The sequence below is a fragment of the Bacillus marinisedimentorum genome, assembly GCF_001644195.2.
In the GTDB taxonomy this organism is placed as follows: Bacteria; Bacillota; Bacilli; order Bacillales; family Bacillaceae_O; genus Bacillus_BL; species Bacillus_BL marinisedimentorum.
In genome coordinates, this window is the sequence record NZ_LWBL02000008.1 from 40,556 (window position 1) to 64,242 (window position 23,687).

Consider the following 23,687-nt stretch of genomic DNA (forward strand, 5'->3'; position numbering starts at 1 on the left):
CGTGCTGAAAAAAGGCTGCTGCTATTCAGTCCTGTTTTTAAGGACAATCGAGCCCGTTTTCGTTTCAGCTTCCACAAACAGGGTTGTCGGCTTACCTTCATTCGCCTTGAAGCGCAATGACTTCTGAACGACATCCTTCTGCTCTTCCATCACTTTCACTTCAGGCAAATCACACTTGAAGCCGCCAAGCATCGACTTCAGGCTGCCGTCAACCATTGCTTCCTCATCGACAAAGAGATCGACATTTCCTGTCGTTGTGCGGATGAACAATCGCTCAGGCCTTGCATCGGTAAGCCTGCACACAATATCGCCGTTCAGACTGTTCAAGTCCGTTTTAACATAGGATGCGTCCATCGTAATTTTTCCATTCAGCGTTTCGGCCTCAAGCTCGGTTCCGCTGCTTTCTTTTACTGCAATATGGCCGTTCGCTGTTTCCAGCTCCACTTCTTTCCCTTTTAATCCCGAGAAAGTGAGATTGCCGTTTGCAGTCTTCGCCTTAACTGAATCGGCGCTAATATTGTTCCCGGTGACTGCCCCGTTAAACATGCGCACCGACACATCCTCATAGTGCGCTTCCGGAATATATATTGTTGTAAATACCTTCATCTGTTTTTTCTGGGTGCCGAAATGAAGCGAACTGCCGCTGATCGAAAAGTCGACACTTTGCATAAACGTCTTCCGGGCTTCTTCTTGTGAGCGGACCCGGTACACTTTTGCCTGGCACTCGACTTTTACATCCTTCTCCTGCCACGGAATTAGTTTGACATCACCGTTTGACAGGTCAATATTGATCTTCTGTAAATAAACATCCTTATGCTGATACGTATGGTTGACCTCAAATGCCTGGCCAAAATTGAAGTCCAAATCAAAATCTTTTATTTTCTGCACAGCTGTGTCGATGAAGTCAAAGAAACGATCAACCGTCGCCGACTGTTTATAGCTTTTCCCGCCCTGTTTGCTTGCCGGATCAACATGTGTTGAAAGCGTACTGTCGGCAGGCTCTTCCTTCTCTTGCTCACCGGGCTGCTCCTTCTTTGACTCGAGCGCTTCAAGCAGAATTGCCGCTTCCTCCGCTTTCAGGCTCCCTTCCTCAACAAGCTTTAAAATTCGTCTTTTCTCCTCATTCATAAAAAAACCGCCTCCTGTCCTTTACTTTGTTTAGACGCGTCAAAAAGATAAAACCCTGCAACAAATCGATGAATCACTGATGGGGCTTCATGCTGGCGGCTGAATAACTGTACAGTCACACGATAAACGGAAAAGCCGATGAAAAGAACAAATCCCTTCTCCCCAATGCTCCTGCCTCCTTATATATTCCATAAAACAGGCTTGTATTCCTCTCATATATACGGATGGGCCCGTGAAAAAGATTCGTTATTGAGGGATTTTTTGAGGAAGCTGCTTTTCTGCAATCAACCCGGCAGCGGAAATGAGTGGTATCGTTTGTGTTTCACAAATAACGACGAGAAGCGACGAAATACGACGAGTGACAGGCACCGGTCGAAGAGCACATGAAAAAACCCAGAGCAAGATGCTCCGGATTCTTGTCACTTTGTATTATTCAGTGCCTTTTTGTATTCTTCGCCCATTACGGTGGCACGGTTGGCTGCAGCCTTAATGCATTCGATCATCGCTTCCTGATACTTCTGGGCTTCGAGCACTTCGAGACCGGCCTGGGTCGTGCCGCCGGGGCTTGTGACTTCCTTGCGGAGCTGTGAAGGGTGCTTCGGGCTCGTTTTCAGCATTTCCGCTGCACCGATGATTGTCTGCAGGATCAAATCCTTTCCGACCTTTTGTTCGAGGCCGATTTTTTCCGCCGCCTTTTCCATTGCTTCAACCAGATAATACACATATGCAGGACCGCTTCCTGATAATCCTGTCACTGCATCCATATCGTGTTCGCTCACAATTGAAACGAGGCCGACTGACTCGAATAGCTTCTCAGCCGTGAGGACATGGCGGATTTCCGCATGTTCGCCAGGGGCGATGGCAGTTGCTGACATGCCGATGGCTGCCGATGTATTCGGCATGGCCCTGACAACCGGGACCGCTTTTCCGAGCAGATCAGCAATCGTTTCCGTATGCACACCTGCAAGTACAGAAATGACGAGCTGATGAGGTTTAATGTAAGGCTTGATCGTCTCAAGCGCACTCGCCGTATCCTTCGGTTTTACCGCGAGGATTAAAATATCGGCGTCTTTCATTAACGTTTCCCTGTCATGTGTCGTCTGTATGCCGTACAGCCTCGTTAATTCAGAAAGCCTATCACTGTTGCTCCGGTTTGCAGCCATGAGCTGCTGCGGTTCATAAAGATCCTTCGCCAAAAACCCGGATATGAGCGCTTCTGCCATTGAGCCGGCACCCAGTACGCTGACTTTTTTCACTTCCATTTGTTCCACTCCTCCTGCTTGCCGGCCTCGCAATCTGAAATGCCTGACACCGGTTCGTCATTATAAAGAATTTTCTGTTTATTTATGCTATTATGCGTGCTGTCGATTGTACATGTCAACAAAGAAATCCATTTCACCAAAAAATGGGGCAGGAATCCGTGCCAGGGAATTGCCTGGCAATTGCCTGGCAATTCCCTGGCAATTCCCTGGCACCCCGTCTTTCTGCATACAAAAAACTCCCGCACCATCTAATATGTGGTACGGGAGTCTATGTTAGCCGATTCCATGCTCGTAAAGAGCAGAGAGGTTATTTATTTCCGACAGATTCCTTTTCCTTGAGCCGGTTTTCCATGCGTTTCCGGTCGCGTTCGAGGATTGGGCCAAGGTATTTGCCGGTGTAGGAATCTTCGGTTTTGGCGATTTTTTCCGGCGTGCCGGAAGCGATCAAGGTTCCGCCCCTGTCTCCGCCTTCAGGGCCAAGGTCGACCAAATAGTCGGCCGCTTTGATGATATCAAGGTTATGCTCGATGACAATGACTGTATCACCGTTATCGACTAGCCGCTGCAGCACTTTCAGCAGGCGTGCGATATCATCCACATGAAGACCGGTTGTCGGCTCGTCCAGAATGTAGAACGAGCGGCCGGTGGAGCGGCGGTGCAGTTCAGAAGCAAGCTTAACGCGCTGCGCCTCGCCTCCGGACAGCGTCGTCGCCGGCTGCCCGAGATGAATGTACCCGAGCCCGACATCAACAATCGTCTGCAGCTTGCGCCTGATTTTCGGGATATTCGCGAAGAAGTCAAGCGCTTCATTGACCGTCATCTCAAGTACATCCGCAATGTTTTTATCCTTGTAGCGGACTTCCAGCGTTTCGCGGTTATACCGTTTCCCATGGCATACTTCGCACGGGACGTACACATCCGGGAGGAAGTGCATTTCAATTTTGATGATCCCGTCGCCGCGGCATGCTTCACAGCGCCCCCCCTTCACGTTAAAGGAGAAGCGCCCCTTTTTATAGCCGCGCATTTTCGCTTCATTCGTCCGGGCGAATACATCACGGATATCATCGAAAACACCTGTATACGTAGCCGGATTGGAACGCGGCGTCCGGCCGATCGGAGACTGGTCGATATCGATTACCTTATCAAGATAATCGAGGCCTTTCATTTCCCGGTGGGCACCCGGCTTCAAATTTGTCCGATAAAGCTTCTGGGCGAGCCCTTTATATAAAATCTCATTCACGAGCGTACTTTTCCCGGATCCCGATACACCGGTCACACACGTGAACATGCCGAGCGGAAACTTGACGTTGATGTTCTTCAAGTTGTTTTCCTTTGCGCCCTTCACTTCCACATACCTGCCGTCAGGCTTGCGGCGCTTGGCCGGCAGCGGGATGAACTTTTTACCGGAAAGGTACTGGCCTGTCAGGGAATCGTCATCTTCCATCACTTCCTGCGGCGTACCGGCCGCAACGATTTCTCCGCCATGCGCACCGGCACCCGGACCGATGTCGATCAAATGGTCGGCAGCGAGCATCGTATCCTCATCATGCTCTACGACAATAAGTGTGTTGCCGATATCGCGCATATTCTGCAAAGTATTGATGAGCCGGTCATTGTCACGCTGATGCAGACCAATCGACGGTTCATCGAGAATGTACAGCACCCCGGTCAGGCGGGAGCCGATTTGGGTTGCAAGCCGGATCCGCTGCGCTTCCCCGCCGGACAGCGTGCCGGCTGAGCGGCTCAGTGTCAAATAATCAAGCCCGACATTGACAAGGAATCCGAGGCGTTCATTGATCTCCCGTAAAATGAGGCGGGCAATCTGCCGTTCTTTTTCAGTCAGCTCGACGCTTTCAAAAAAGTCCTTCGCTTCCTGGATCGAAAGCGCGGTAACTTCACCGACATGATTTCCGTTAATTTTAACTGCAAGGCTTTCCTTCTTCAGGCGATGGCCTTTACAGGTCGGACATGCTTTTTGCGCCATATACTTTTCCATCTGCTCACGGATATAATCGGAGCCCGTCTCTTTATAGCGGCGCTCCACATTGGCGATGACGCCTTCAAAATAAATGTTATTATTACGGACCTGGCCAAAGTCATTCTCGTAGCGGAAATGGATTTTATCCTTGCCGCTTCCGTATAAAATCTTATCCATCTGGTTCTTCGGCAGGTTTTTCACCGGCATATCCATATCAATGCCGTAATGGTTGGCGACACTTTCAAGCAGCTGCGGATAGTATTGCGAGCTTGTCGGCTCCCATGGTGCGATCGCATGCTCGCGCAGCGTCTTGCTCCAATCAGGAATCACTAGGTCAAGGTCGACTTCAAGCTTTGTGCCAAGTCCGTCACACGTCGGACAGGCGCCATAAGGCGAGTTGAAGGAAAACATCCTCGGCTCAAGCTCGCCGATGGAAAATCCGCATTCCGGGCAAGCATGATGTTCACTGAACAGCAGCTCCTCTTCGCCGATGACATCAATTAACACACGGCCTTCACCAAGCCGCAGTGCCGTTTCAAGTGAATCAGAAAGACGCGAAGAAATTCCGTCCTTCACGACAATCCGGTCGATTACGACTTCGATGGAATGCTTCTTGTTTTTTTCCAACTTGATGTCATCGGTCACTTCCATCATGTCACCATCGACACGGATACGGACGTAGCCTTCCTTTTTAATCTCTTCAAATACTTTCACGTGCTCGCCTTTGCGACCGGAAACGAGCGGCGCCAGCACCTGCAGCTTCGTCCGTTCCGGATATTCCAGAATCCGGTCAGTCATCTGCTGGATTGTCTGCGATGAGATTTCGGTTCCGTGCTTCGGGCACACCGGCCGGCCGACACGTGCAAAAAGCAGCCGCAAGTAGTCATAGATCTCCGTCACCGTCCCGACCGTCGAACGCGGATTGCGGCTCGTTGTTTTCTGATCGATCGAAATCGCGGGTGACAGCCCTTCAATCGAATCGACATCCGGCTTATCCATTTGCCCGAGGAACTGGCGGGCATAGGCAGACAGCGACTCGACATAGCGCCGCTGCCCTTCTGCATAAATTGTATCAAACGCAAGAGAAGACTTGCCGGAGCCGGAGAGCCCGGTCAGCACGACAAGCTTGTCCCTTGGAATGGAGATATCAAGGTTTTTCAAGTTATGGGCCCTGGCCCCTTTTACATGTATATGGTCAACTGACATATTGCTGTCATCCTTCCGCTTTTAACTCGAGTATCAGGTCGCGCAGCTCGGCGGCCCGTTCAAAATTAAGCTCTTTGGCGGCTGTTTTCATTTCTTTTTCCATATTCTCGATCATCTTCTCGCGCTCTTTCTTGTTCAGCTTCGAAAGCTTAGGCGCTTCTTCATACGCTTCACCGTCTTCGGCCACCTGTGTAGCGCGGATGCTGTCGCGGATCTTCTTCTTGATCGTCTGCGGCACGATGCCGTGTTCTTCATTGTATGCTTCCTGGATCGAACGGCGGCGTTCTGTTTCGGAAATCGCCGCTTCCATCGCATCCGTCATCTTATCCGCATACATGATGACCTGGCCGCCCGCATTACGGGCCGCCCGTCCCATCGTCTGGATCAATGACCGTTCACTGCGGAGGAAACCCTGCTTATCGGCATCGAGAATCGTGACAAGCGACACTTCCGGAATATCGAGCCCTTCCCTGAGCAGGTTGATTCCGACAAGGACATCGTATTTGCCGAGGCGCAGGTCGCGGATGATCTCAATCCGTTCAAGAGTTTTGATTTCAGAATGCAAGTACGATACCTTGACGCCCATTTCCTTCAAATAATCTGTCAGGTCCTCGGACATTTTTTTCGTAAGCGTCGTGACGAGTACACGCTCATTTTTATCAACCCGCTTATTGATTTCACCAAGCAGGTCATCGATTTGGCCTTCGATCGGACGGACATCGATGGTCGGATCAAGCAATCCGGTCGGGCGGATGATCTGCTCGATCACTTCCGGCGCGTGCTCCTCTTCATATGGGCCAGGTGTCGCCGAGACGTAAATGATTTGATTGATATGCTTCTCAAACTCTTCAAACGTCAGGGGCCTGTTGTCCAGCGCCGAAGGCAGACGGAAGCCATGATCGACAAGCACCTGCTTGCGGGCCCTGTCCCCGTTGTACATCCCCCTGATCTGCGGGAGCGTGACGTGGGACTCGTCCACAACAATCAGGAAATCATCCGGAAAATAGTCGAGCAGCGTATACGGCGTTGAACCAGGGGGCCGTAATGTGAGATGGCGCGAGTAGTTCTCGATGCCCGAGCAAAATCCCATTTCGTTCATCATCTCAAGATCGTAGCGGGTCCGCTGCTCCAGCCGCTGCGCTTCAAGCAGCTTATCCTGCTCTTTCAATTCCTTAAGTCTCTCTTCAAGCTCGGCTTCGATATTTTTAATCGCGACTTTCATCTTTTCTTCGCGGGTTACGAAGTGGGAAGCCGGGAAAATGGCAGCATGCTCCCGGTCCCCCATGATTTCACCTGTAAGGGCGTCGACTTCACGGATCCGGTCGATTTCATCACCAAAAAACTCGACACGGATGCAATGTTCGTCACGGGATGCCGGGAAGATTTCCACAACATCGCCCCGCACCCGGAACGTATTGCGCTGAAAGTCGATGTCGTTGCGTACATACTGGATGTCGACCAGTTCACGCAGCAATTGGTCGCGTTCTTTTTCCATTCCGACCCGTAAAGACAGCACAAGCTCCCGGTACTCTTCCGGAGAACCGAGGCCGTAGATGGCGGAAACACTCGCTACAATGAGTACGTCCCGGCGCTCGAACAGCGCCGATGTGGCGGAGTGCCGCAGTTTATCGATTTCATCATTGATGCTGGCATCTTTTTCTATAAATGTATCAGTCTGCGGAACATAAGCTTCCGGCTGGTAGTAATCATAGTAGGAAACAAAATACTCAACTGCATTGTCTGGAAAATACTCCTTAAACTCGCTGTACAGCTGGCCGGCCAGTGTCTTGTTATGGGCAAGCACAATCGTCGGACGGTTCACCTCTTTGATCACATTGGAAACGGTGAACGTCTTGCCGGTACCCGTCGCTCCCAGCAGCGTCTGGTGCTGCTTCCCGTTATTCAGGCCATCGACAAGATGCCGAATGGCTTTCGGCTGATCTCCCTGCGGTTGATAATCCGACACAATCTCAAATTGATCCTTCAATGTCTATCCCCCATTCCATAATGGCACCACATTCCTGAATACGTCCTAAAAAACCATAACGCAATTATAACATAAAGGCGAACGGATATTCGATAAAAGTGCCTGGGAATTGCCTGGCAATTGCCAGGCAATCTATCCTCAAATTTCCGGTTCTGTCCACTACCAATAGAATACACGATTACCGCCGGACTCAAACCTGTCTGGCAGGGATTCGCGGGGTGCAGCGACTCGCACGATATATTCGAGTCATGACAAAAAAACAGCATTCCGAACACTTGCAAATAAGGATACCATCATTCGAATAGAAAAGCCTGCCGGGAACAGTTTCGAAACATACTAGTTTCTTCCATGCGTTAAGGTTGATTGGCAGGTGCGATTTTAAAAAGATGAAGTATACTTGCCCTCTAAAAACAGAAAAAGAGGCTGGGACATAAGTATTTCAGCTAATGATAAACCCGAACGGTCAGGAGAAAGATTTCCATGAATCTTTCACCTGACCGTTCGGGTCTTTATTTACTCTCTTCAATAAATCTTTTGATGTTGCATACTATTTTTAAAAACGAGTGGAATGGAGCGGAGGACACTCGACTCTTCGAAAATAAAAACCCATTTTCTTCGTGCGGTGTTATTTCAAAGAAGCTTTTTCAAAGTCCTACTGGGGATAGAGGAAAGGCTGAGACCCGCAGGCGCAGCCGAGTAGGCTCAGCTTCCTCCCCGTGGAAAGCGAGTGTCTGCAGCGCAAGTTTTTTCAGCTTAACTGATTATTAGTAAACAGTATTACGTTGAATAATATATTGTTCGTCTCTAAGCATGACTTATTTAGTTATGTCCCAACCTCTTTCCATGTTGTTTAATCACCCTTCACAAATGCAGTGACTTTCCAGGCCCCATCGTCCATCTTGCTGAATTCCATCCGGTAATCCATCGGGCTGCGGACGAATTTTTCAACCATGTACCCGGTTGTTCCGTATGTCGTTTCGATCGGCACCCAGTGATATTGGCGTCCGTTCATTTCATAGGTTTCTTCCATCGGATCGCCCATTTTCACCAGCTCATTCGAAAGCGGCTGGATGACTTCACTGTCAACAGACGGCTCACTGCGCAAATTCACATCCGTTCCGTTTACAACACTGTATACCGCCGGATCATATTCAGCAGGGAACCTTGCCGCCACATACGGCATCAAAAATGACCCGCGGCCTTCCGTCACAAACGCCCCGCCAAGTTCCAGAATATCCGCTGCTTCATTCCAGAAAGGTGAGCCTTCGGGTGCAGCATCCAGCTGCCATTCCTCCATAAATGCTTCCTTTCCGCCGTCGCTGCCGAAGGAAGACGTTACATCCTCACTGACCATTTCGAGCAGGGCATCCGTATCTTTTGCCTGCACTGCGGTTTTTACCTTGCCGATCGCATCTTTGAGATCTGCATCCTGATCACTTTCGTCCTGCGTGTCAAATGGAACTCTTACTCCAATCGGCTCACTGTTCTCAGCACTTTTCGGCTCTTCAGCAGCTTCTTCTTTTTTATCTGATGAAGCTCCTTTGACATCCTCCGCTTTTTCTTCCGTTCCGCAGCCGGCAAGTACAATAAATGACGCCAGTAATACAACGATCCATTTTTTCATGGTACGTCCCCCCGTTTTTTTCCTTTGCAGCCCATGACTCCCATCCCGGCGTCAAGACTGGTTTGCAGCCTCTTCCAATCTCATCTCCCGTTCATCCTGCACGAACAGCAAGCCGAGTTCATGGTGTTCATCTTCATAGATTGCCCGCTGGACAAGCCGCACTTCCCCGTTATGGTCGAGAACCTCCAGCTTGCAAAATGCAAGATTTTGCTGAAGTGCTTCATAAAACCCTTCTTCCGTATGGACTTCATTGCCATTCACAATCGTCACAATTTCCCCAACATGAAGATTCAGTTTATCGGCAGGCGAACCAGGCAAGACACCGAGGATGACCAGGCCATGATCCCGCCGTGAAAAGTATGTCGTATTCTGATCATCATTATGCCGCTGCCGGACAGTCAAAAACTCGCGGCCGAGCAAAGCGGTTCCGGCAGCTGCGGCAGCCATTAACGGAAACCAGATGGCTGAAACGGCAACCGCTGTAACCAGTACACCAAGCGCAGTTACCCTGCGGCCTGTCACCCTGACACTTTCCTCCGGCAGCGATCCCTGTACCCGCTGCGAAAAACCGATGCCAAACGGAACAAACCAGAAAGCAAAAGCAGTACCCCCGACAGTAATCACCGGCCACCACTCAACAGCTGGCGTGATTCCTTCTGCAGGAACAAGCAGCAAAACCGGCAGCAGCCAGAGCCGCTTCATGCTATGGCTTCCAATCGTTTTCCCGCGTTTGCCCATCTTAAGCTGCGGTGAACTCCAATTTCTGCCTTTGTATATGATCAGCAGGCCTTCCGTAACAATCAAAATTCCCATCATAACAGCAAGGCCAGGCACCGATGCTTCATAAATATCCTGCAAAAGCGAGTTCATGAAGGAGTTCGGAATTTCCATTTCGGGCAAAAAAAGGGCAGCGAGGATGACGGAACTGAAAAGATAAGCCGGAGAAAGCCAGCGGACTTGCAGGGTAACTGCCAGCACAATGGATAAAACAGCAAGTAAAGCCAGCACACCTAAAGGCAGGGCCAATCCCAGCCCGAACGTCAAGACAGAAACCGCCATGCCGAACAGGACGCCCTGGAACAGTGCCTTCAGATCAGCAACAACGTCATGGACACGGGTATGAAAATCGAGGCGTTCCCGTTTTACCCTCCTTTTCCCGAGCAAAAAGGCAGCCAGTATAAATAGATAAAGCTGGGGCTGCATAAAAAGGCGGCCCGCCGCCCTCGCCAGCTCCAAAAACCAATCTGCGATCATATAAGTAATCCCCCGTTATGTTATTTCGTTGAAGAAGTAAAGATAATAATGCGAAGCAGGACAAATAAGCCTGTGCCTGAGGAAACCGGAAACAGCTGATTTAAACATATCACGACTCCCGTTTCGGGAAAAGCGGACAAATGGTTCATCTCCAAAATGTTCGTCCGGCGGCATCCCTTGATGTGCACCGCAACGCAACAAAAAAAGCATATCCGCGCACGGCTCACGGATATACTTTCGACAGGGGCAGGTGGAGTCCTGCCCGGTTTTCCCGCCTATTTTAACAACATCTTAACAGCTGTCTGGAGCTGGAGGTCATTTTTCTGTTCTTTAATGCTGTCAACTGTTTTTTCTTGAATTTTGGCAGACGTTTTCTCATCAATTTTACCGTCTGCCTTCAAATCGTTCCGTTCCTGGAACGCTTTTACAGCAGTCTCTGTTTGCTTGTTGAAGTAACCGTCAGTCCTGCCAGGGGCAAATCCGAGGCCTTTCAGCATAACCTGGGCATTTTTAACCTGTTCGGAATTCATATCATACTCAAGCACTTGCCCTTCTTTAAGCTGAATCGGATTAGCATAAAAGTATTCCGGCTGCTTCACTTCAACCGTCGGCTCTATGCCTTTTTTATGAATCCAGTTGCCATCTGGAGTCAGCCATTTGAACAGCGTCAGCTTGATATTGCTGCCGTCCTCCATCGGAATCGCCTGCTGGACCGTACCTTTACCAAATGTTTTTTGGCCGACAATCTCGTAGCCGCCCGCTTCCTTCAAGGCTCCTGCAAGGATTTCGGAGGCCGAGGCACTGCCGCCGTCAATAAGGCCGACAATCGGATACTCTTTCTTCGACTTCAGCGTCGAGAAGAAACGGTCTTTTTCGCCATCACGGTTTTCAATTTGGACAAACGGTTTATCTTCCGGGATGATCAAACGGGACATCTCTTCAACGCTTTCCAGGTAGCCGCCAGGATTGCCGCGGACATCAATAACCAGCCCGGCGATTCCTTCGTCTTCCATCTTTTTCAGCTCTTTCTTGAAGTCAGCCGCCGTGTTCTCGGAAAAAGATGTGACCTCGAGAATTCCGATTTTCTTGCCGTCCCTTTCAATCATATCGGAGTATACCGTTTCAATCGGTATTTCATCACGCTTCACGTCAATGGACAAATTGCCGGTCACACCAGGACGATTGACTTCAAGTGTCACAGTTGTACCCTTTTCACCGCGGATTTTCAAGACCGCTTCATATAAATCGAGTCCGGCGATGCTTTTGCCGTCAACCTTCAAAATCTGGTCATTCGGCTTTAGGCCCGCCTTTTCAGCCGGTGAATCTTTAAACGGAGCGACGATCGTAACCTTGCCGTCCACCATGCTCACCTCGGCCCCGATGCCTTCAAATGAAGAATCGAGCGATTGGGTGAACTGGTGCGCAGTATCTTTATCCATATAGACCGAATACGGGTCCTCCAGTGTATCGATCATCCCCTGGATGGCCCCTTCAACAAGCTTGTCATTATCCACTTCTTCCACATACCGGTCTGAAATCAAGTCGAGCGTTTGCTCGATCTTCTCTACGTCTTCGATGTTTTTAGAATCTCCCTTGCCGGAAGCCAGGTTCTGCTGCAATTCACTTTGGATCAACGACGGCTTCTGTTCTTCATCCAGGTATGTCATTCCTGCATACGTTCCGCCTGCTCCTATAAGCAAGGAAACAGCTGCCAGCACCGCTGCAGCACGACTTTTCAAAAACACACTGCCTCACCTCATATCCCTTCGCGTCTGTATTAAAGCCATTTTAAACGATAACGGGGTGACTTTGCCATTGCGGGCACCCCTGGCCGCTGCAAAAAGTCATGATCAGCAGCCGGGAAAACGCGTATCGATTGCAGTTCCAAAAGGATCCAACTTTACAGAAAAGGCACCACACTGGGAAGAGTGCGATGCCTTCTTCAATCTCATACTATGAAATGCTTGTACGGATTATGCTAAAGCTGTTATGAGCTTATTACCAGCCAGGGATATACGGCCTTGGGTCAACTGCGTATCTTTTGTCGGCAGTCCATGGGCCTTTGTGCAGTTCAAAGTGCAGGTGCGCACCGTATGAACGGCCGGTGTTGCCCATGTATCCGAGCATCTGGCCTTTGCTGACCTTCTGGCCTGTGCTTACCATGCGGTTTTCCATATGCGCATAGAGCGTTGTGTACAGCTGGCCTTTAATATAATGCGTAATGTATACGACGTTGCCATAAGACGAAGAGTAATAGGAACGGAATACTGTCCCACTCGCTGCCGCTACAATCGGCACGCTTGTACCGCGTTTACCGATATCAATCCCCGCATGCAGTTTGCTCCAGCGCTGGCCGTAGTTCGATGTGATCGGGCCGGCAGCCGGTGTTGTGAATGCACCGCTTGATGTTGCAGGCTTAGGAGCCGGGGCAGATGTATGGCTTGGAGTCGAGCTGCTTGATTGCTTGGCTTTCTTCGCTGCCGCAGCTCTGGCTGCTGCTTCTGCTTCTGCTTTTTCACGTGCAATCCGTGCCTGTTCCGCTTCATATTCCTTTTTCATCTGGCGGACAGTTGCTTCCTGCGCTTTCAGGTTTTCCATTTCTTCCTGCTGGTCCATCGCCAGATCTTCCAGATGTTCTTCTTCTTGCTTGAGTTCTTTCATCAGCTGATTCTTTTTGGCCACCTGACCTTCCAATTCAGCTTTCAAACCTTTCAGTTCTTCCATCTTCTTCTCAAGATCGGCAAGCTTTTGCTCTACTTCCGCTTTCTTTTGTTCAAGCGCATCCTTGTCATCCTGATGCTGTTGAAGAATATCCTTATCCTGCTGGACAATTGTTGTCACAGCAGAAATGCGGTCGATGAAATCACCGAAACTCTGAGCCCCAAGAAGAACATCCATATAGCTGATTGTACCGCCGTTCTCCTGAACGGAACGGACACGGGTCTTCAGCAGCTCATCGCGCTCGGCAATGCGTTTTTCGAGTGCTTTGATTTCTACTTTTAGCTGCTCAATTTCTTTTTGTGTTTGGGCAATTTCCTTTTCTTTTGTGCGGATTTTCCCCAGCGTTTCTTCTACTGCTGCATCAAGGCGCTGGATTTCTGCTTCCACCTTTTTCTGCTCTTCCTGCACCTTCTGGATTTCCGCTTCGGTTTTTTGCTGTTCTTTTCCAACATCAGACTGCTTACTTTGATATTCTTTAATCTGCTTATCAAAATTTTGTGCCGAAGCGGTTTCCGTTCCTGCATACCCTAATACACTTCCTGCTCCCAGCGCAATCGCCAGACCGAATGCAACAATTTTCTTTTTCAAGACGCAACTTCCCCCTTCTGGTACTTTCAGCCGAACGGCTGTATCTCTAGCTTTTCTATATATGAGATTGATAGATTTAAACTTTCAAGAATTTACGAACAGACATCGTGCTTCCCCATATGCCGATGAACGCACCCATTAACACGAGGATCCCCGCTATTTCATAAACAAATGGACTGAATGTCAGCAAACTGAAAAATGTTGTTTCAAGTCTTGGTGTGATGATGTCGTATAGATACTCATAACCGAAGGCCACTGCCGCAATCGGCAGGACAGCACCCATGATGCCCAATACGGCGCCTTCAACGAAAAACGGCCAGCGGATAAACCCGTTTGTGGCTCCGCAAAGCTTCATGATTTCGATTTCCTTTCGGCGGGCTACGATTGTAATTTTAATCGTATTCGAGATCAGGAAGATGGCTGTGAAAAGCAGGCCGGCAATTAGAATGATCCCGGCATTTCTGGCCACTTCAACGACCGAGAAGAGCTTTTCAACCGTCCCCTGTCCATAATTGACTTTTGATGCAAATTCCATATCCTGAATTTGTTTTGCAACTTCAGGTGTATCCTTAGGATTCGTTGTCTTTACGATGAAAACATCATTTAATGGATTCTCTTTTTGGAGCGACTCGAATGCGGCTCCTTCTTCCCCAAAACTCTCGATTACTTTTGTGAGTTCCTGTTCTTTGGAAGAATAGGTGACATTCGAGACTTCTGAAATACCTTTAATCCGGTCTTCAAGCTTTGCCTGCTGTTCAGGTGATGCCGTCAAGCCGACATGCACTCTGATTTCGACATCCTTTTCCACCTGGGAAGCAAGATGATTCAAGTTCAGCATGATGACAAGGAAAATGCCGACCAGCAGCAGTGTAACCGTCACTGCACTGACTGAAGCAAATGTCATCCAGCCGTTTCGTTTGATGTTTTTAAAGCCCTCACGGAAATGGCGGCCGATCGTATTAAATTTCATAGCCATATTCCCCCTTCGACTCATCGCGGGCAATTTGGCCATTTTCGATGGCTATGACACGTTTGCGAATGGTGTTTACGATTTCACGATTATGGGTAGCCATAATAATGGTAGTTCCCATATTATTGACTTCTTCAAATGTGTTCATGATATCCCAGGACGTTTCCGGATCAAGGTTTCCGGTTGGCTCGTCTGCAATTACGACACTCGGGTGGTTCACAATCGAACGGGCAATGGATATCCGCTGCTGTTCGCCGCCTGAAAGCTCGTCCGGAAACATGCGTGCCTTATGTTTCAATTTTACAAGATCAAGGACATCCATGACCTTTTTCTTGATCGTCTTCGGATTTTCTTCAATGACTTCCAATGCAAATGCTATATTTTCATAAACCGTCAATCGCGGCAAAAGCTTGAAATCCTGGAATACGACCCCGATTTTTCTGCGGACAAACGGAACTTTCCGTTCTTTTATCTTCGACAGGTCAATGCCGTTGAATAAGATTGTCCCCTTTGTCGGCCTCTCTTCACGGTACATCATTTTAATGAAAGTGGACTTGCCGGCACCGCTCGGGCCCACTATGTAAACAAAATCCCCGTCCGCAATGGTGACATCAATGCCGTTAATCGCAGTTACACCATTCCGATAGGTTTTGTATACTTCCTTCATTTCAATCATAATCAACCCACCTAAACACTTTGTTGTTGTCAAACGAATTATTCCTGCTGCCATTCTTGTGTTTATCTGTCTATTTAGAGTACGATGCTCGTTCGCTTTGTTTTTGACTCATTTATTATAACATCAACATTCGCCATTTTAAGTCATAATCTGCTATTTTCACATTACAATTATGTTTCAAAAAACAGAATTATTGACAATATTTGTTATGTATGTAACAAAAAAGGAGTTTTCTGTAATAAAACAGAAAACTCCTCATACTCATGCAATTTCCATTCGCTTTCCAAATAAGAAAATTACTTCATATTTGCGAGCCAGGTTGCGACCATATCAGCATCGTCACCTTTAAGCAGTCCGCCCGGCATTGACCCCTGGCCATTTTCGATAATATCTAAAATTTCATCCTTGGAAAGCTTGCTGCCAACCTCATTCAAGGCCGGTCCTACTTGCCCTTCAAGGTTTTGGCCGTGGCATTGGACACAGCTCTGTGCATACAGCTCAGCAGCTGCCTCTTCATCTACAGCAGCTGTCCCTTCGCCTTCTTCTGCACCTTCTTCTCCGCCTTCTTCAGTTGTTCCTTCATCAGTCGTTCCTTCATCTTCTGCAGGTTCTTCAGTTGCAGGTTCATTGTTCTCTGCCGGTTCATCTGCATTCTCTTCTCCGCCGCCGCAGGCACCTAGAACAAGCATCGAACCGAACAGGATTGCCAATAGTTTTTTACTCACTCGCTTTTCCCCCTAACTATGGATGATTTTAGTGAAACTTTCCATTCCTACTGTTTAAGTATAACCATGTCAGGACCGATTGAAACCCTCACCGAGCACTTCAGCTGCGTTCATCACCACGACAAATGCTGATGGGTCAATACTTTTAACCAATTGTTTCAATTTTGTGAATTCCGTCTGGTCCACAACACACATCAAAATCGGGCGCTCATCGTCTGTGAAGCCGCCATATCCGGACAGTCGGGTCACGCCCCGGTCGATTTCATTTAAAATGCCCATCCGGACTTCTTCCTCTTTGCCGGTGATGATCATCGCCATTTTTGTATAGCCGAAACCTACCTGGACAAGATCGATCGTTTTGCTCGTCACATACAGCCCGATCAGTGCATACAGCCCCCGCTCGATATCAAACACGACCGCAGCGGTGGTCACGATGATGCCGTCAATAACCGCCACACTTGCGCCGAGGGAAATGCCGGTATATTTATGGATGATCTGTGCGGCCAGATCCGTTCCGCCTGTCGATGCTTTCCCCTTAAATACAATACCGAGCCCAAGCCCGACACCAATGCCGCCGAACAGGGCGCCAAGAAGGGGATTGAGAGTGGCAGCCTCCATATCTCGGCTCAGGTATACGACAAACGGCAAAAACAGCGTGCCGACGAACGTTTTCATCCCGAACTGGCGGCCAAGCAGCACCACACCTAAAATGAACAGCGGGATATTGAAGCCCCATTGAACATACGCCGGCTCAAACCCAAACAGTTCATCTGTAATCGTACTGATTCCCGAAACACCGCCTGAAGCAACGCGATTCGGCAGCAGGAACAAATTGAACGCCAGCGCCACCAGACTGGATCCGATAAGGACAAACAAATAATCAAGGGCAAGCTGGAGCTTTGGATCAACCCCGTGCCTCTTATAGTTTTTCACCATCATCATTATGCATACACTCTTTCTTCGACATTATTTGTAGCTTTAACCTTTGCTACTATATCATGCACCCGAAAACGTGTAAACGCAGCCATAATAACGCGTTAATGAAGTGCAGTCCCTGGCAATTGCCTGGGAAGTGCCAGGCAATTGCCAGGCATTATTTGCAACTAGGAACAAAAGCGCAAGGCGCCCGCTTAGCGGTGTACGCATAAGCGGGGGTACCCGCAGGAAGGTGATCTTTCCTTCCGGAGGGGATCACCGCTTATGACGATAGCCGCTGGCGCCTGGAGCTGGATGGCACCCTTCTGGCTTTTCATCCACACCCAAAAAATTTATAATTCCTTAACAGCCAAAAAACACCCGCTGCCGGAAAGCCCGGTCAGCGGGTGTTTGATTTCTTCTTTATGTCTGCCGCATTAAAGCTTAGAGCGCAGGTATGCATCGATGAACGGTTCGAGTTTGCCGTCCATTACGGCCTGCACGTTGCCGTTTTCCACATTTGTGCGATGGTCTTTTACCATTGAATACGGATGGAAGACGTACGAGCGGATCTGGCTGCCCCAGCCGATATCTTTTTGCTCGCCGCGGATTTCGGCAAGTTCCTGTTCCTGCTCTTCAATCTTGAGCTGGTACAGTTTCGCTTTCAGCATTTTCATCGCTCTTTCACGGTTCTTAATCTGGGACCGCTCAGACTGGCACGTGACAACCGTGTTCGTCGGCGTATGGGTGATACGGACTGCCGAGTCGGTCGTATTGACGTGCTGACCGCCGGCTCCGCTTGACCGGTACGTGTCGATCTTCAAATCTTCCGTCCGGACGTCAATTTCAATATCATCATTGAATTCCGGCATCACATCAACGGAAACGAACGACGTATGGCGGCGCCCTGATGCATCAAAAGGGGATATCCTGACGAGGCGGTGGACTCCTTTTTCCGCCTTCAAGTAGCCGTAGGCATTATGCCCTTTAATGTTAAGTGTCACACTTTTGACGCCTGCTTCTTCACCTGGCAGGTAGTCAAGCGTTTCGACCTTGTAGCCTTTGCCTTCAGCCCAGCGCGTATACATGCGGAGCAGCATCGAGGCCCAGTCCTGCGATTCGGTTCCGCCTGCACCCGGATGGATTTCCAGAATGGCGTTGTTTTTATCATACGGTTCGCTTAACAGCAATTCGAGTTCAAACTCGTTCATATCCTCCGTCAATCCGGTGATCTCACTTTCAAGCTCTTCACGGAGATCGTCATCATGTTCTTCTTTTACAAGTTCATAGGACACCGTCAAATTTTCGTAGCGCTCATCCAGATCCTTAAGCTTATTGACGGAGTCTTTTAAGACATTCACTTCATTGATGACTGTTTGCGCCTCATTCTGGTTATCCCAAAATGTCGGCATCGCCATTCTTTCTTCGAGTTCAGCTATCCGTTTTTCTTTGCTGGAGAGGTCAAAGAGACCCCCTAAAATCATTGATACGGCGGGACATCTTTTCTAACTCTTGTTTGATTTCTGCAAGTTCCATTAAGACACCTCATCTATTTTTCATATTTATAGCATTTATACCCTGCAGTCCGGCATTTTATCACCCCGCCTGCACTTCCGAAAGGATTATACCGTAAGGAACCCCCTCCGCGCACGGAGGGAGCCCGCAAAAATTCATATTCTATCGTTAACTTCCGTGGCAATTCTTATACTTTTTGCCGCTCCCGCATGGGCAAGGATCGTTACGTCCGATATTTTCCTTCTTAACAAAAGGCTTGCGCTTCTTTTCCTCGCCTTCATTTGCGGAAGGATGGACAGCTGAAGACTCTTTCGCCACTTCCTGTCGTTCCAGGTTGTTGCGGATTTCCGCTTTCATAATATAGCGGGACACTTCGTCTTCAATGGAAGCGATCATATTCTCGAACATTTGGAAGCCTTCCATCTGATATTCACGCAGCGGGTCCGTCTGTCCATATGCGCGCAAGTGGATGCCCTGGCGCAGCTGTTCCATCGCATCGATATGATCCATCCACTTTGAGTCAACGGAACGGAGCAGGATGACTTTTTCAAATTCCCGCATCTGTTCAGAAGTGAGCTGCTGCTCTTTCTCATCATAACGCTCTTTCACTTTTCCGATAATAAGCTCGATCATTTCTTCCGGCTCAATGCCCTTCAAGTCCTTTTCGGTAACGGTTCCTTCCGAAAGAAGGTTTCCATTGACAAAGTTGACGATCTGTCCAAGCTCCCACTCTTCTTCGATATCTGATCCGGTGTGAACCGCCACAATCCTTTCTACGGAAGACAGGATCATCTTCTCAATGATTTCGCGGAGATTGTCAGAACTCAACACATCATTACGCTGTTCATAAATGACCTCGCGCTGCTGGCGCAGGACATCATCATAAGCAAGGAGCTGTTTACGGGCATCATAGTTATTGCCTTCGACACGTTTCTGGGCAGATTCAACCGCACGGCTGACCAGCTTTGACTCGATCGGCTGCTCATCATCCATGCCAAGGCGCTCCATCATCGACTTCATATTATCGGAACCGAACCGGCGCATCAATTCATCTTCCATGGAAAGATAGAATTGGGACATACCAGGGTCACCCTGACGCCCGGAACGCCCGCGCAGCTGGTTATCAATCCGGCGTGATTCATGGCGCTCCGTACCGATGACGGCGAGTCCGCCAAGTTCCTTGACGCCTTCGCCGAGCTTGATATCGGTACCGCGGCCCGCCATGTTGGTCGCAATCGTTACAGCTCCGCGCTGACCGGCATCCTCAATGATCTGCGCTTCTTTGCCGTGATTTTTCGCGTTCAGAACGTTATGCTTCACGCCTTTTTTCTTCAAATAAGCTGATAAAAGCTCGGAAGTTTCTACAGCAACCGTGCCGACAAGCACCGGCTGGCCCTTTTTGTAGCGTTCCGCTATGTCATCAACAACGGCCCGGAACTTACCATCGATCGTCTTGTAAACCAGGTCTGGCCGGTCATCACGGACAATCGGGCGGTTCGTCGGAATGACGAGAACGTTCATATTATAGATGTTGCGGAATTCCTCTTCCTCTGTCTTTGCCGTACCGGTCATGCCGGCGAGCTTTTCGTAGCGGCGGAAATAGTTCTGGAAGGTGATGGTCGCAAGTGTCATACTCTCATTCTGTATTTCAAGTGCTTCTTTCGCTTCGATCGCCTGGTGCAAACCGTCACTGTACCGGCGTCCTTTCATCAAACGGCCGGTGAACTGGTCGACGATGACCACTTCACCCTCCTGCACGACATAGTCGGTATCGCGCTGCATGCTTACATGCGCTTTCAACGCCTGATTAATATGGTGATTCAGCTGGACATGCTTCACATCAAAGAGGTTTTCAATGTTGAAAAACTTCTCAGCCTTGTTGATACCTTCTTCTGTCAGCTGGACCCCTTTTGTTTTCACATCATATGTGTAATCTTCATCGTCGCCTTTTAATGTTCGGACAAACGAATCAGCCATATGATAAAGCTGGGTGGATTTTTGGGCACTCCCGGATATGATCAAAGGTGTCCGTGCTTCATCAATCAAAATGGAGTCGACCTCGTCAATGATTGCATAATGAAGCGGACGCTGGACCATATGTTCTTTATACAGCACCATGTTGTCACGCAAATAATCGAATCCGTATTCATTATTTGTCCCATATGTGATATCGGCTTCATATGCCGCTTTTTTCTCTTCTTTGGAAAGGCCGCTTACATTCAAGCCGACTGTAAGGCCGAGAAATTCAAACAGCTGCCCCATCTCTGCGGCATCACGGCTGGCCAGGTACTCGTTGACCGTTACAATGTGGACGCCTTTGCCTGTCAAGGCATTCAAATATGCCGGCATCGTCGCCGCCAGCGTTTTACCTTCACCTGTTTTCATCTCGGAAATATTTCCTTCGTGGAGAGCAATACCGCCGATTATCTGTACAGGATACGGCGTCATGCCCAGCACGCGGGTCGATGCCTCACGCACGACCGCAAAAGCTTCCGGAAGCATTTTGTCAAGATCCTCGCCATCCGCATAGCGTTTCTTGAAATCTTCTGTCTTCCCGCGCAGTCCGTCATCGGAAAGCTTCTTCATTTCATCGGCCATCGCCTCTATTTGATCAACGGTTTTTTGCATTTTATTCAGTTGACGCTGATTCCCATCACCAATCACTTTCTTCAGGATACCAAGCATTGCATTACGCTCCTCTGTATTCATTTCAGTTAATTGAAAGGCTGGTAAAACTTCATTTTTTCCGCAGTTATTCCTGTATTGTTTTTTTCAATTCAACCTTTATATTAACACTTTCTTGAAAAGAGTGCCAAGTGTTTCACGGGCCTGCGGGCCTTATCGAAAGGAAGATAATGGATTTACCTGCCGTTTTATTTGGCCGTTTGTGTAAAAAAGGTGAACAAATAAAGGCGTTTTTTTGAAAATGATGTTGATTTCCACTATATAGGGAGTGTAAAAGCGTTATACTGTCGATATTTCCCGGAAAATAACGTGTCTTCTCTATATCCAGATGTGTGAAAATCACCCTTTTCCACCCTTAAAATTACATAAATACCGAATTTGCGTAACCGTCCTGCGGAATCTGCGTTATAATAGATTTTAAATAATTGAAGAAAAGCTGAAAAAGGAGTTTGCAGAGTAAATGGGGGATATCAGACAGCAAAAGAAACAATTGGTCGATATATACAAGAATACCGTTTACCGGTATCGGAGAAAGTACCTAATAGGTGAACTATCCATTGAGCGCTATATAGATTGGTATCGATTCTCGATCGAATCGCTGATTGCGCTTGATTACACTATAACGACTGCACACCACTATTTATTCAGCGCCGAAAAACAGGCAGATAGAGAACTGAAAGCATTATGGATGAACGCAAACGATCCCAGCGCAAAAATCGGTCTTCATAAAAGGATCGCGATCGACAAGAAGGAAGCTGAAGCACGAAGAAATTCATTTCAAACTATAGATGCCAAAAAATAAAACGCGCAGCCTTTGCAAGAAACAGGCTGCGCGTTTCTTTTTGGATTTGTTAGCTCGGCTCAATCAAACCGTATCTTCCATCTTTTCTCCTGTACACGACATTGGTGCTGCCGGTTACGGCATTTTCAAAAACGAAGAAGCTGTGGCCAAGCATATCCATTTGCAGAATCGCTTCTTCGGAATCCATCGGTTTCAAATCAAACCTCTTCGTCCGGACTACTTCGAGGCCTTCATCGTCTTCTGGTTCGGCCTCTATGCCATTGCCCTCAATGTTCGCAAACACATATTTCGGCGCGCCTTCCTGGCGCTCCTGCCGGAATTTGCGGTTCACTTTCGTTTTATGTTTACGGATCTGGCGTTCCAGTTTGTCGACGACCAGGTCGATTGCGGCATACATATCAGTATGATGCTCTTCCGCCCGCAGGAGCAGGCGCGGCATCGGAATGGTCACCTCGATTTGGTGCTCATTATTGAAAACTTTTAAGTTCACGTTGACATCGGAGGTTAGCGGAGTATCGAAATAACGCTCAAGCTTGAGCACCTTTTTCTCCACATACTCACGTAGTGCGGGAGTTACTTCGATGTTTTCGCCTCTAATGTTGAAATTCATAATGGACTCCTCCTTTCGGTATGTAAAACAATTTCGACGCAGAAACCTAAAACCCTTTACCATTTGACAAAAAAAGATGAACAATATGTTAACATTGTTAACACCTGATTTACAAAGCTGCAGGTAGACAAAAACCCACCTCAACAACCTGAGATGGGTTTTGTTTTTTGCGTAATTTCTATGATTAAAAAGCAATCATTCCGCAACCCATCAGAGGTCCGGAGATCTTTTTATTCATAAATTACAGCTTTGTTACATTTGCAGCTTGAGGTCCGCGAGCGCCTTCAACGATTTCAAACTCAACGTCTTGACCTTCTTCAAGTGACTTGAAACCTTCTTCTTCGATCGCTGAGAAGTGTACGAAAACGTCATCTCCATCTTCGCGCTCGATGAAACCGAAACCTTTTTCTGCGTTGAACCATTTTACTTTTCCTTGCATTCTTTCACATTCCCTTCGAATAAGTACTGAGCGGATATCCAGCAATGGTATCCACACTTTGAATATAGCGAAAGCGCTCTCCAAAGTCAAATTGTACCCTGTGTTTTCGTATGATAAAATTCGACAAACACCTTCCTAAATTCTTCAGCAGGGAAATAACGGGAAATATTGCCTGGCAATTGCCAGGCAATCAATATGTAAAGAATCAGTGGACCACATACCTGCTCAATGCCTGCTGGATATCCGATTTCCATGTTTCAAAGGCAGGAATAAGCCTATTGCAGATTGAGCTTTGCTTGCCGTTTGTGTAGTCAGTTTCAGTTTCAATATCTTTAAGGACAGCAACGATACCGTCAAATTGGGTGACTGCATTCGCCACCGAGTCATCGTCATCAAGCAGCTGCCGAAGCTGGGTATTGGCGCCGCTCACCTTTTTCAGTGCTGTTAAGATATCCCCGAGCATCGGATCTGCTTTTTCAGGGATTTCTCTGGCAAAGCAGTCGTCCACAAAGTCGAATCCTTCCTCAATCGTATTAAGCAGGTGATAATACCGCTGCACAAACTCCAATTGACTTTGATTCAAATCGTTCATCGCTCTCACC

Annotated in this window: 18 protein-coding genes; 1 reads left to right on the forward strand and 17 read right to left on the reverse strand. The window is 48.3% G+C overall.

Annotated elements, in window-relative coordinates:
• Positions 1 to 21: 21 nt before the first annotated feature.
• The 14 genes from A4U59_RS01925 to secA all read right to left on the reverse strand — a co-directional run bounded on the left by A4U59_RS01925 (position 22) and on the right by secA (position 21,234).
• Positions 22 to 1,128, reverse strand: a complete 1,107-nt coding sequence (locus A4U59_RS01925) for a DUF4097 family beta strand repeat-containing protein (RefSeq protein WP_066175498.1) — start codon at positions 1,126 to 1,128, stop codon at positions 22 to 24.
• A gap of 419 nt (positions 1,129 to 1,547) precedes the next feature.
• Positions 1,548 to 2,390, reverse strand: coding sequence for a pyrroline-5-carboxylate reductase ProI (proI, locus tag A4U59_RS01930; protein ID WP_066175501.1), 843 nt, complete (start codon positions 2,388 to 2,390; stop codon positions 1,548 to 1,550).
• Positions 2,391 to 2,697: 307 nt separating this feature from the next.
• Positions 2,698 to 5,574 (reverse strand): excinuclease ABC subunit UvrA, encoded by a 2,877-nt coding sequence (uvrA, locus tag A4U59_RS01935; protein WP_066175503.1) that lies wholly within the window; start codon positions 5,572 to 5,574, stop codon positions 2,698 to 2,700.
• A gap of 7 nt (positions 5,575 to 5,581) precedes the next feature.
• On the reverse strand, positions 5,582 to 7,561 hold the full coding sequence (gene uvrB, locus A4U59_RS01940) for an excinuclease ABC subunit UvrB (protein WP_066175505.1): 1,980 nt from the start codon (positions 7,559 to 7,561) through the stop codon (positions 5,582 to 5,584).
• Positions 7,562 to 8,411: 850 nt separating this feature from the next.
• On the reverse strand, positions 8,412 to 9,185 hold the full coding sequence (locus A4U59_RS01945; RefSeq protein WP_066175507.1) for an SH3 domain-containing protein: 774 nt from the start codon (positions 9,183 to 9,185) through the stop codon (positions 8,412 to 8,414).
• Positions 9,186 to 9,236: 51 nt separating this feature from the next.
• Positions 9,237 to 10,439, reverse strand: a complete 1,203-nt coding sequence (locus tag A4U59_RS01950) for a PDZ domain-containing protein (protein WP_066175510.1) — start codon at positions 10,437 to 10,439, stop codon at positions 9,237 to 9,239.
• A 275-nt stretch (positions 10,440 to 10,714) separates the two neighbouring features.
• Complete coding sequence (locus tag A4U59_RS01955) at positions 10,715 to 12,178, reverse strand: S41 family peptidase (RefSeq protein ID WP_066175653.1); 1,464 nt, start codon at positions 12,176 to 12,178, stop codon at positions 10,715 to 10,717.
• A 259-nt stretch (positions 12,179 to 12,437) separates the two neighbouring features.
• Positions 12,438 to 13,748 (reverse strand): murein hydrolase activator EnvC family protein, encoded by a 1,311-nt coding sequence (locus A4U59_RS01960; RefSeq protein WP_066175513.1) that lies wholly within the window; start codon positions 13,746 to 13,748, stop codon positions 12,438 to 12,440.
• Between the two features lie 76 nt (positions 13,749 to 13,824).
• Positions 13,825 to 14,718: a permease-like cell division protein FtsX gene (gene ftsX / locus A4U59_RS01965; RefSeq protein WP_066175516.1), complete on the reverse strand. Its 894-nt coding sequence runs from the start codon at positions 14,716 to 14,718 to the stop codon at positions 13,825 to 13,827.
• Positions 14,708 to 15,394 carry a cell division ATP-binding protein FtsE gene (gene ftsE, locus A4U59_RS01970; protein WP_066175519.1) on the reverse strand — a complete coding sequence of 229 codons (687 nt, stop codon included), beginning with the start codon at positions 15,392 to 15,394 and terminating at the stop codon, positions 14,708 to 14,710. Before ftsE ends, ftsX begins: the two co-directional genes overlap by 11 nt.
• Before the next feature lie 296 nt (positions 15,395 to 15,690).
• Entirely contained in the window at positions 15,691 to 16,119 is a 429-nt protein-coding gene (gene cccB, locus A4U59_RS01975) for a cytochrome c551 (RefSeq protein ID WP_066175522.1), read from the reverse strand.
• A 69-nt stretch (positions 16,120 to 16,188) separates the two neighbouring features.
• Positions 16,189 to 17,058, reverse strand: a complete 870-nt coding sequence (locus A4U59_RS01980; protein WP_066175655.1) for a YitT family protein — start codon at positions 17,056 to 17,058, stop codon at positions 16,189 to 16,191.
• A 413-nt stretch (positions 17,059 to 17,471) separates the two neighbouring features.
• Positions 17,472 to 18,570 (reverse strand): peptide chain release factor 2 gene (prfB, locus tag A4U59_RS01985; RefSeq protein WP_245680473.1). Its coding sequence is split into 2 segments (ribosomal slippage): positions 17,472 to 18,506 and positions 18,508 to 18,570, totalling 1,098 coding nucleotides; the frame shifts between segments, so codons are not numbered across the junction.
• 147 nt (positions 18,571 to 18,717) lie between these two features.
• Positions 18,718 to 21,234, reverse strand: coding sequence for a preprotein translocase subunit SecA (secA, locus tag A4U59_RS01990; protein WP_066175525.1), 2,517 nt, complete (start codon positions 21,232 to 21,234; stop codon positions 18,718 to 18,720).
• Between the two features lie 460 nt (positions 21,235 to 21,694).
• Between secA and A4U59_RS01995 the strand changes: the two genes are divergently transcribed.
• Complete coding sequence (locus A4U59_RS01995; protein ID WP_066175531.1) at positions 21,695 to 22,036, forward strand: hypothetical protein; 342 nt, start codon at positions 21,695 to 21,697, stop codon at positions 22,034 to 22,036.
• Positions 22,037 to 22,085: 49 nt separating this feature from the next.
• Here A4U59_RS01995 and hpf read toward each other — a convergent pair whose 3' ends face one another.
• From hpf to A4U59_RS02010, 3 genes are all read right to left on the reverse strand, one after another.
• Positions 22,086 to 22,646 carry a ribosome hibernation-promoting factor, HPF/YfiA family gene (hpf, locus tag A4U59_RS02000; RefSeq protein ID WP_066175534.1) on the reverse strand — a complete coding sequence of 187 codons (561 nt, stop codon included), beginning with the start codon at positions 22,644 to 22,646 and terminating at the stop codon, positions 22,086 to 22,088.
• A 241-nt stretch (positions 22,647 to 22,887) separates the two neighbouring features.
• Complete coding sequence (cspD, locus tag A4U59_RS02005) at positions 22,888 to 23,085, reverse strand: cold-shock protein CspD (protein ID WP_066175538.1); 198 nt, start codon at positions 23,083 to 23,085, stop codon at positions 22,888 to 22,890.
• A gap of 205 nt (positions 23,086 to 23,290) precedes the next feature.
• Complete coding sequence (locus tag A4U59_RS02010; protein WP_066175543.1) at positions 23,291 to 23,677, reverse strand: DUF8042 domain-containing protein; 387 nt, start codon at positions 23,675 to 23,677, stop codon at positions 23,291 to 23,293.
• Between the last annotated feature and the right edge of the window lie 10 nt (positions 23,678 to 23,687).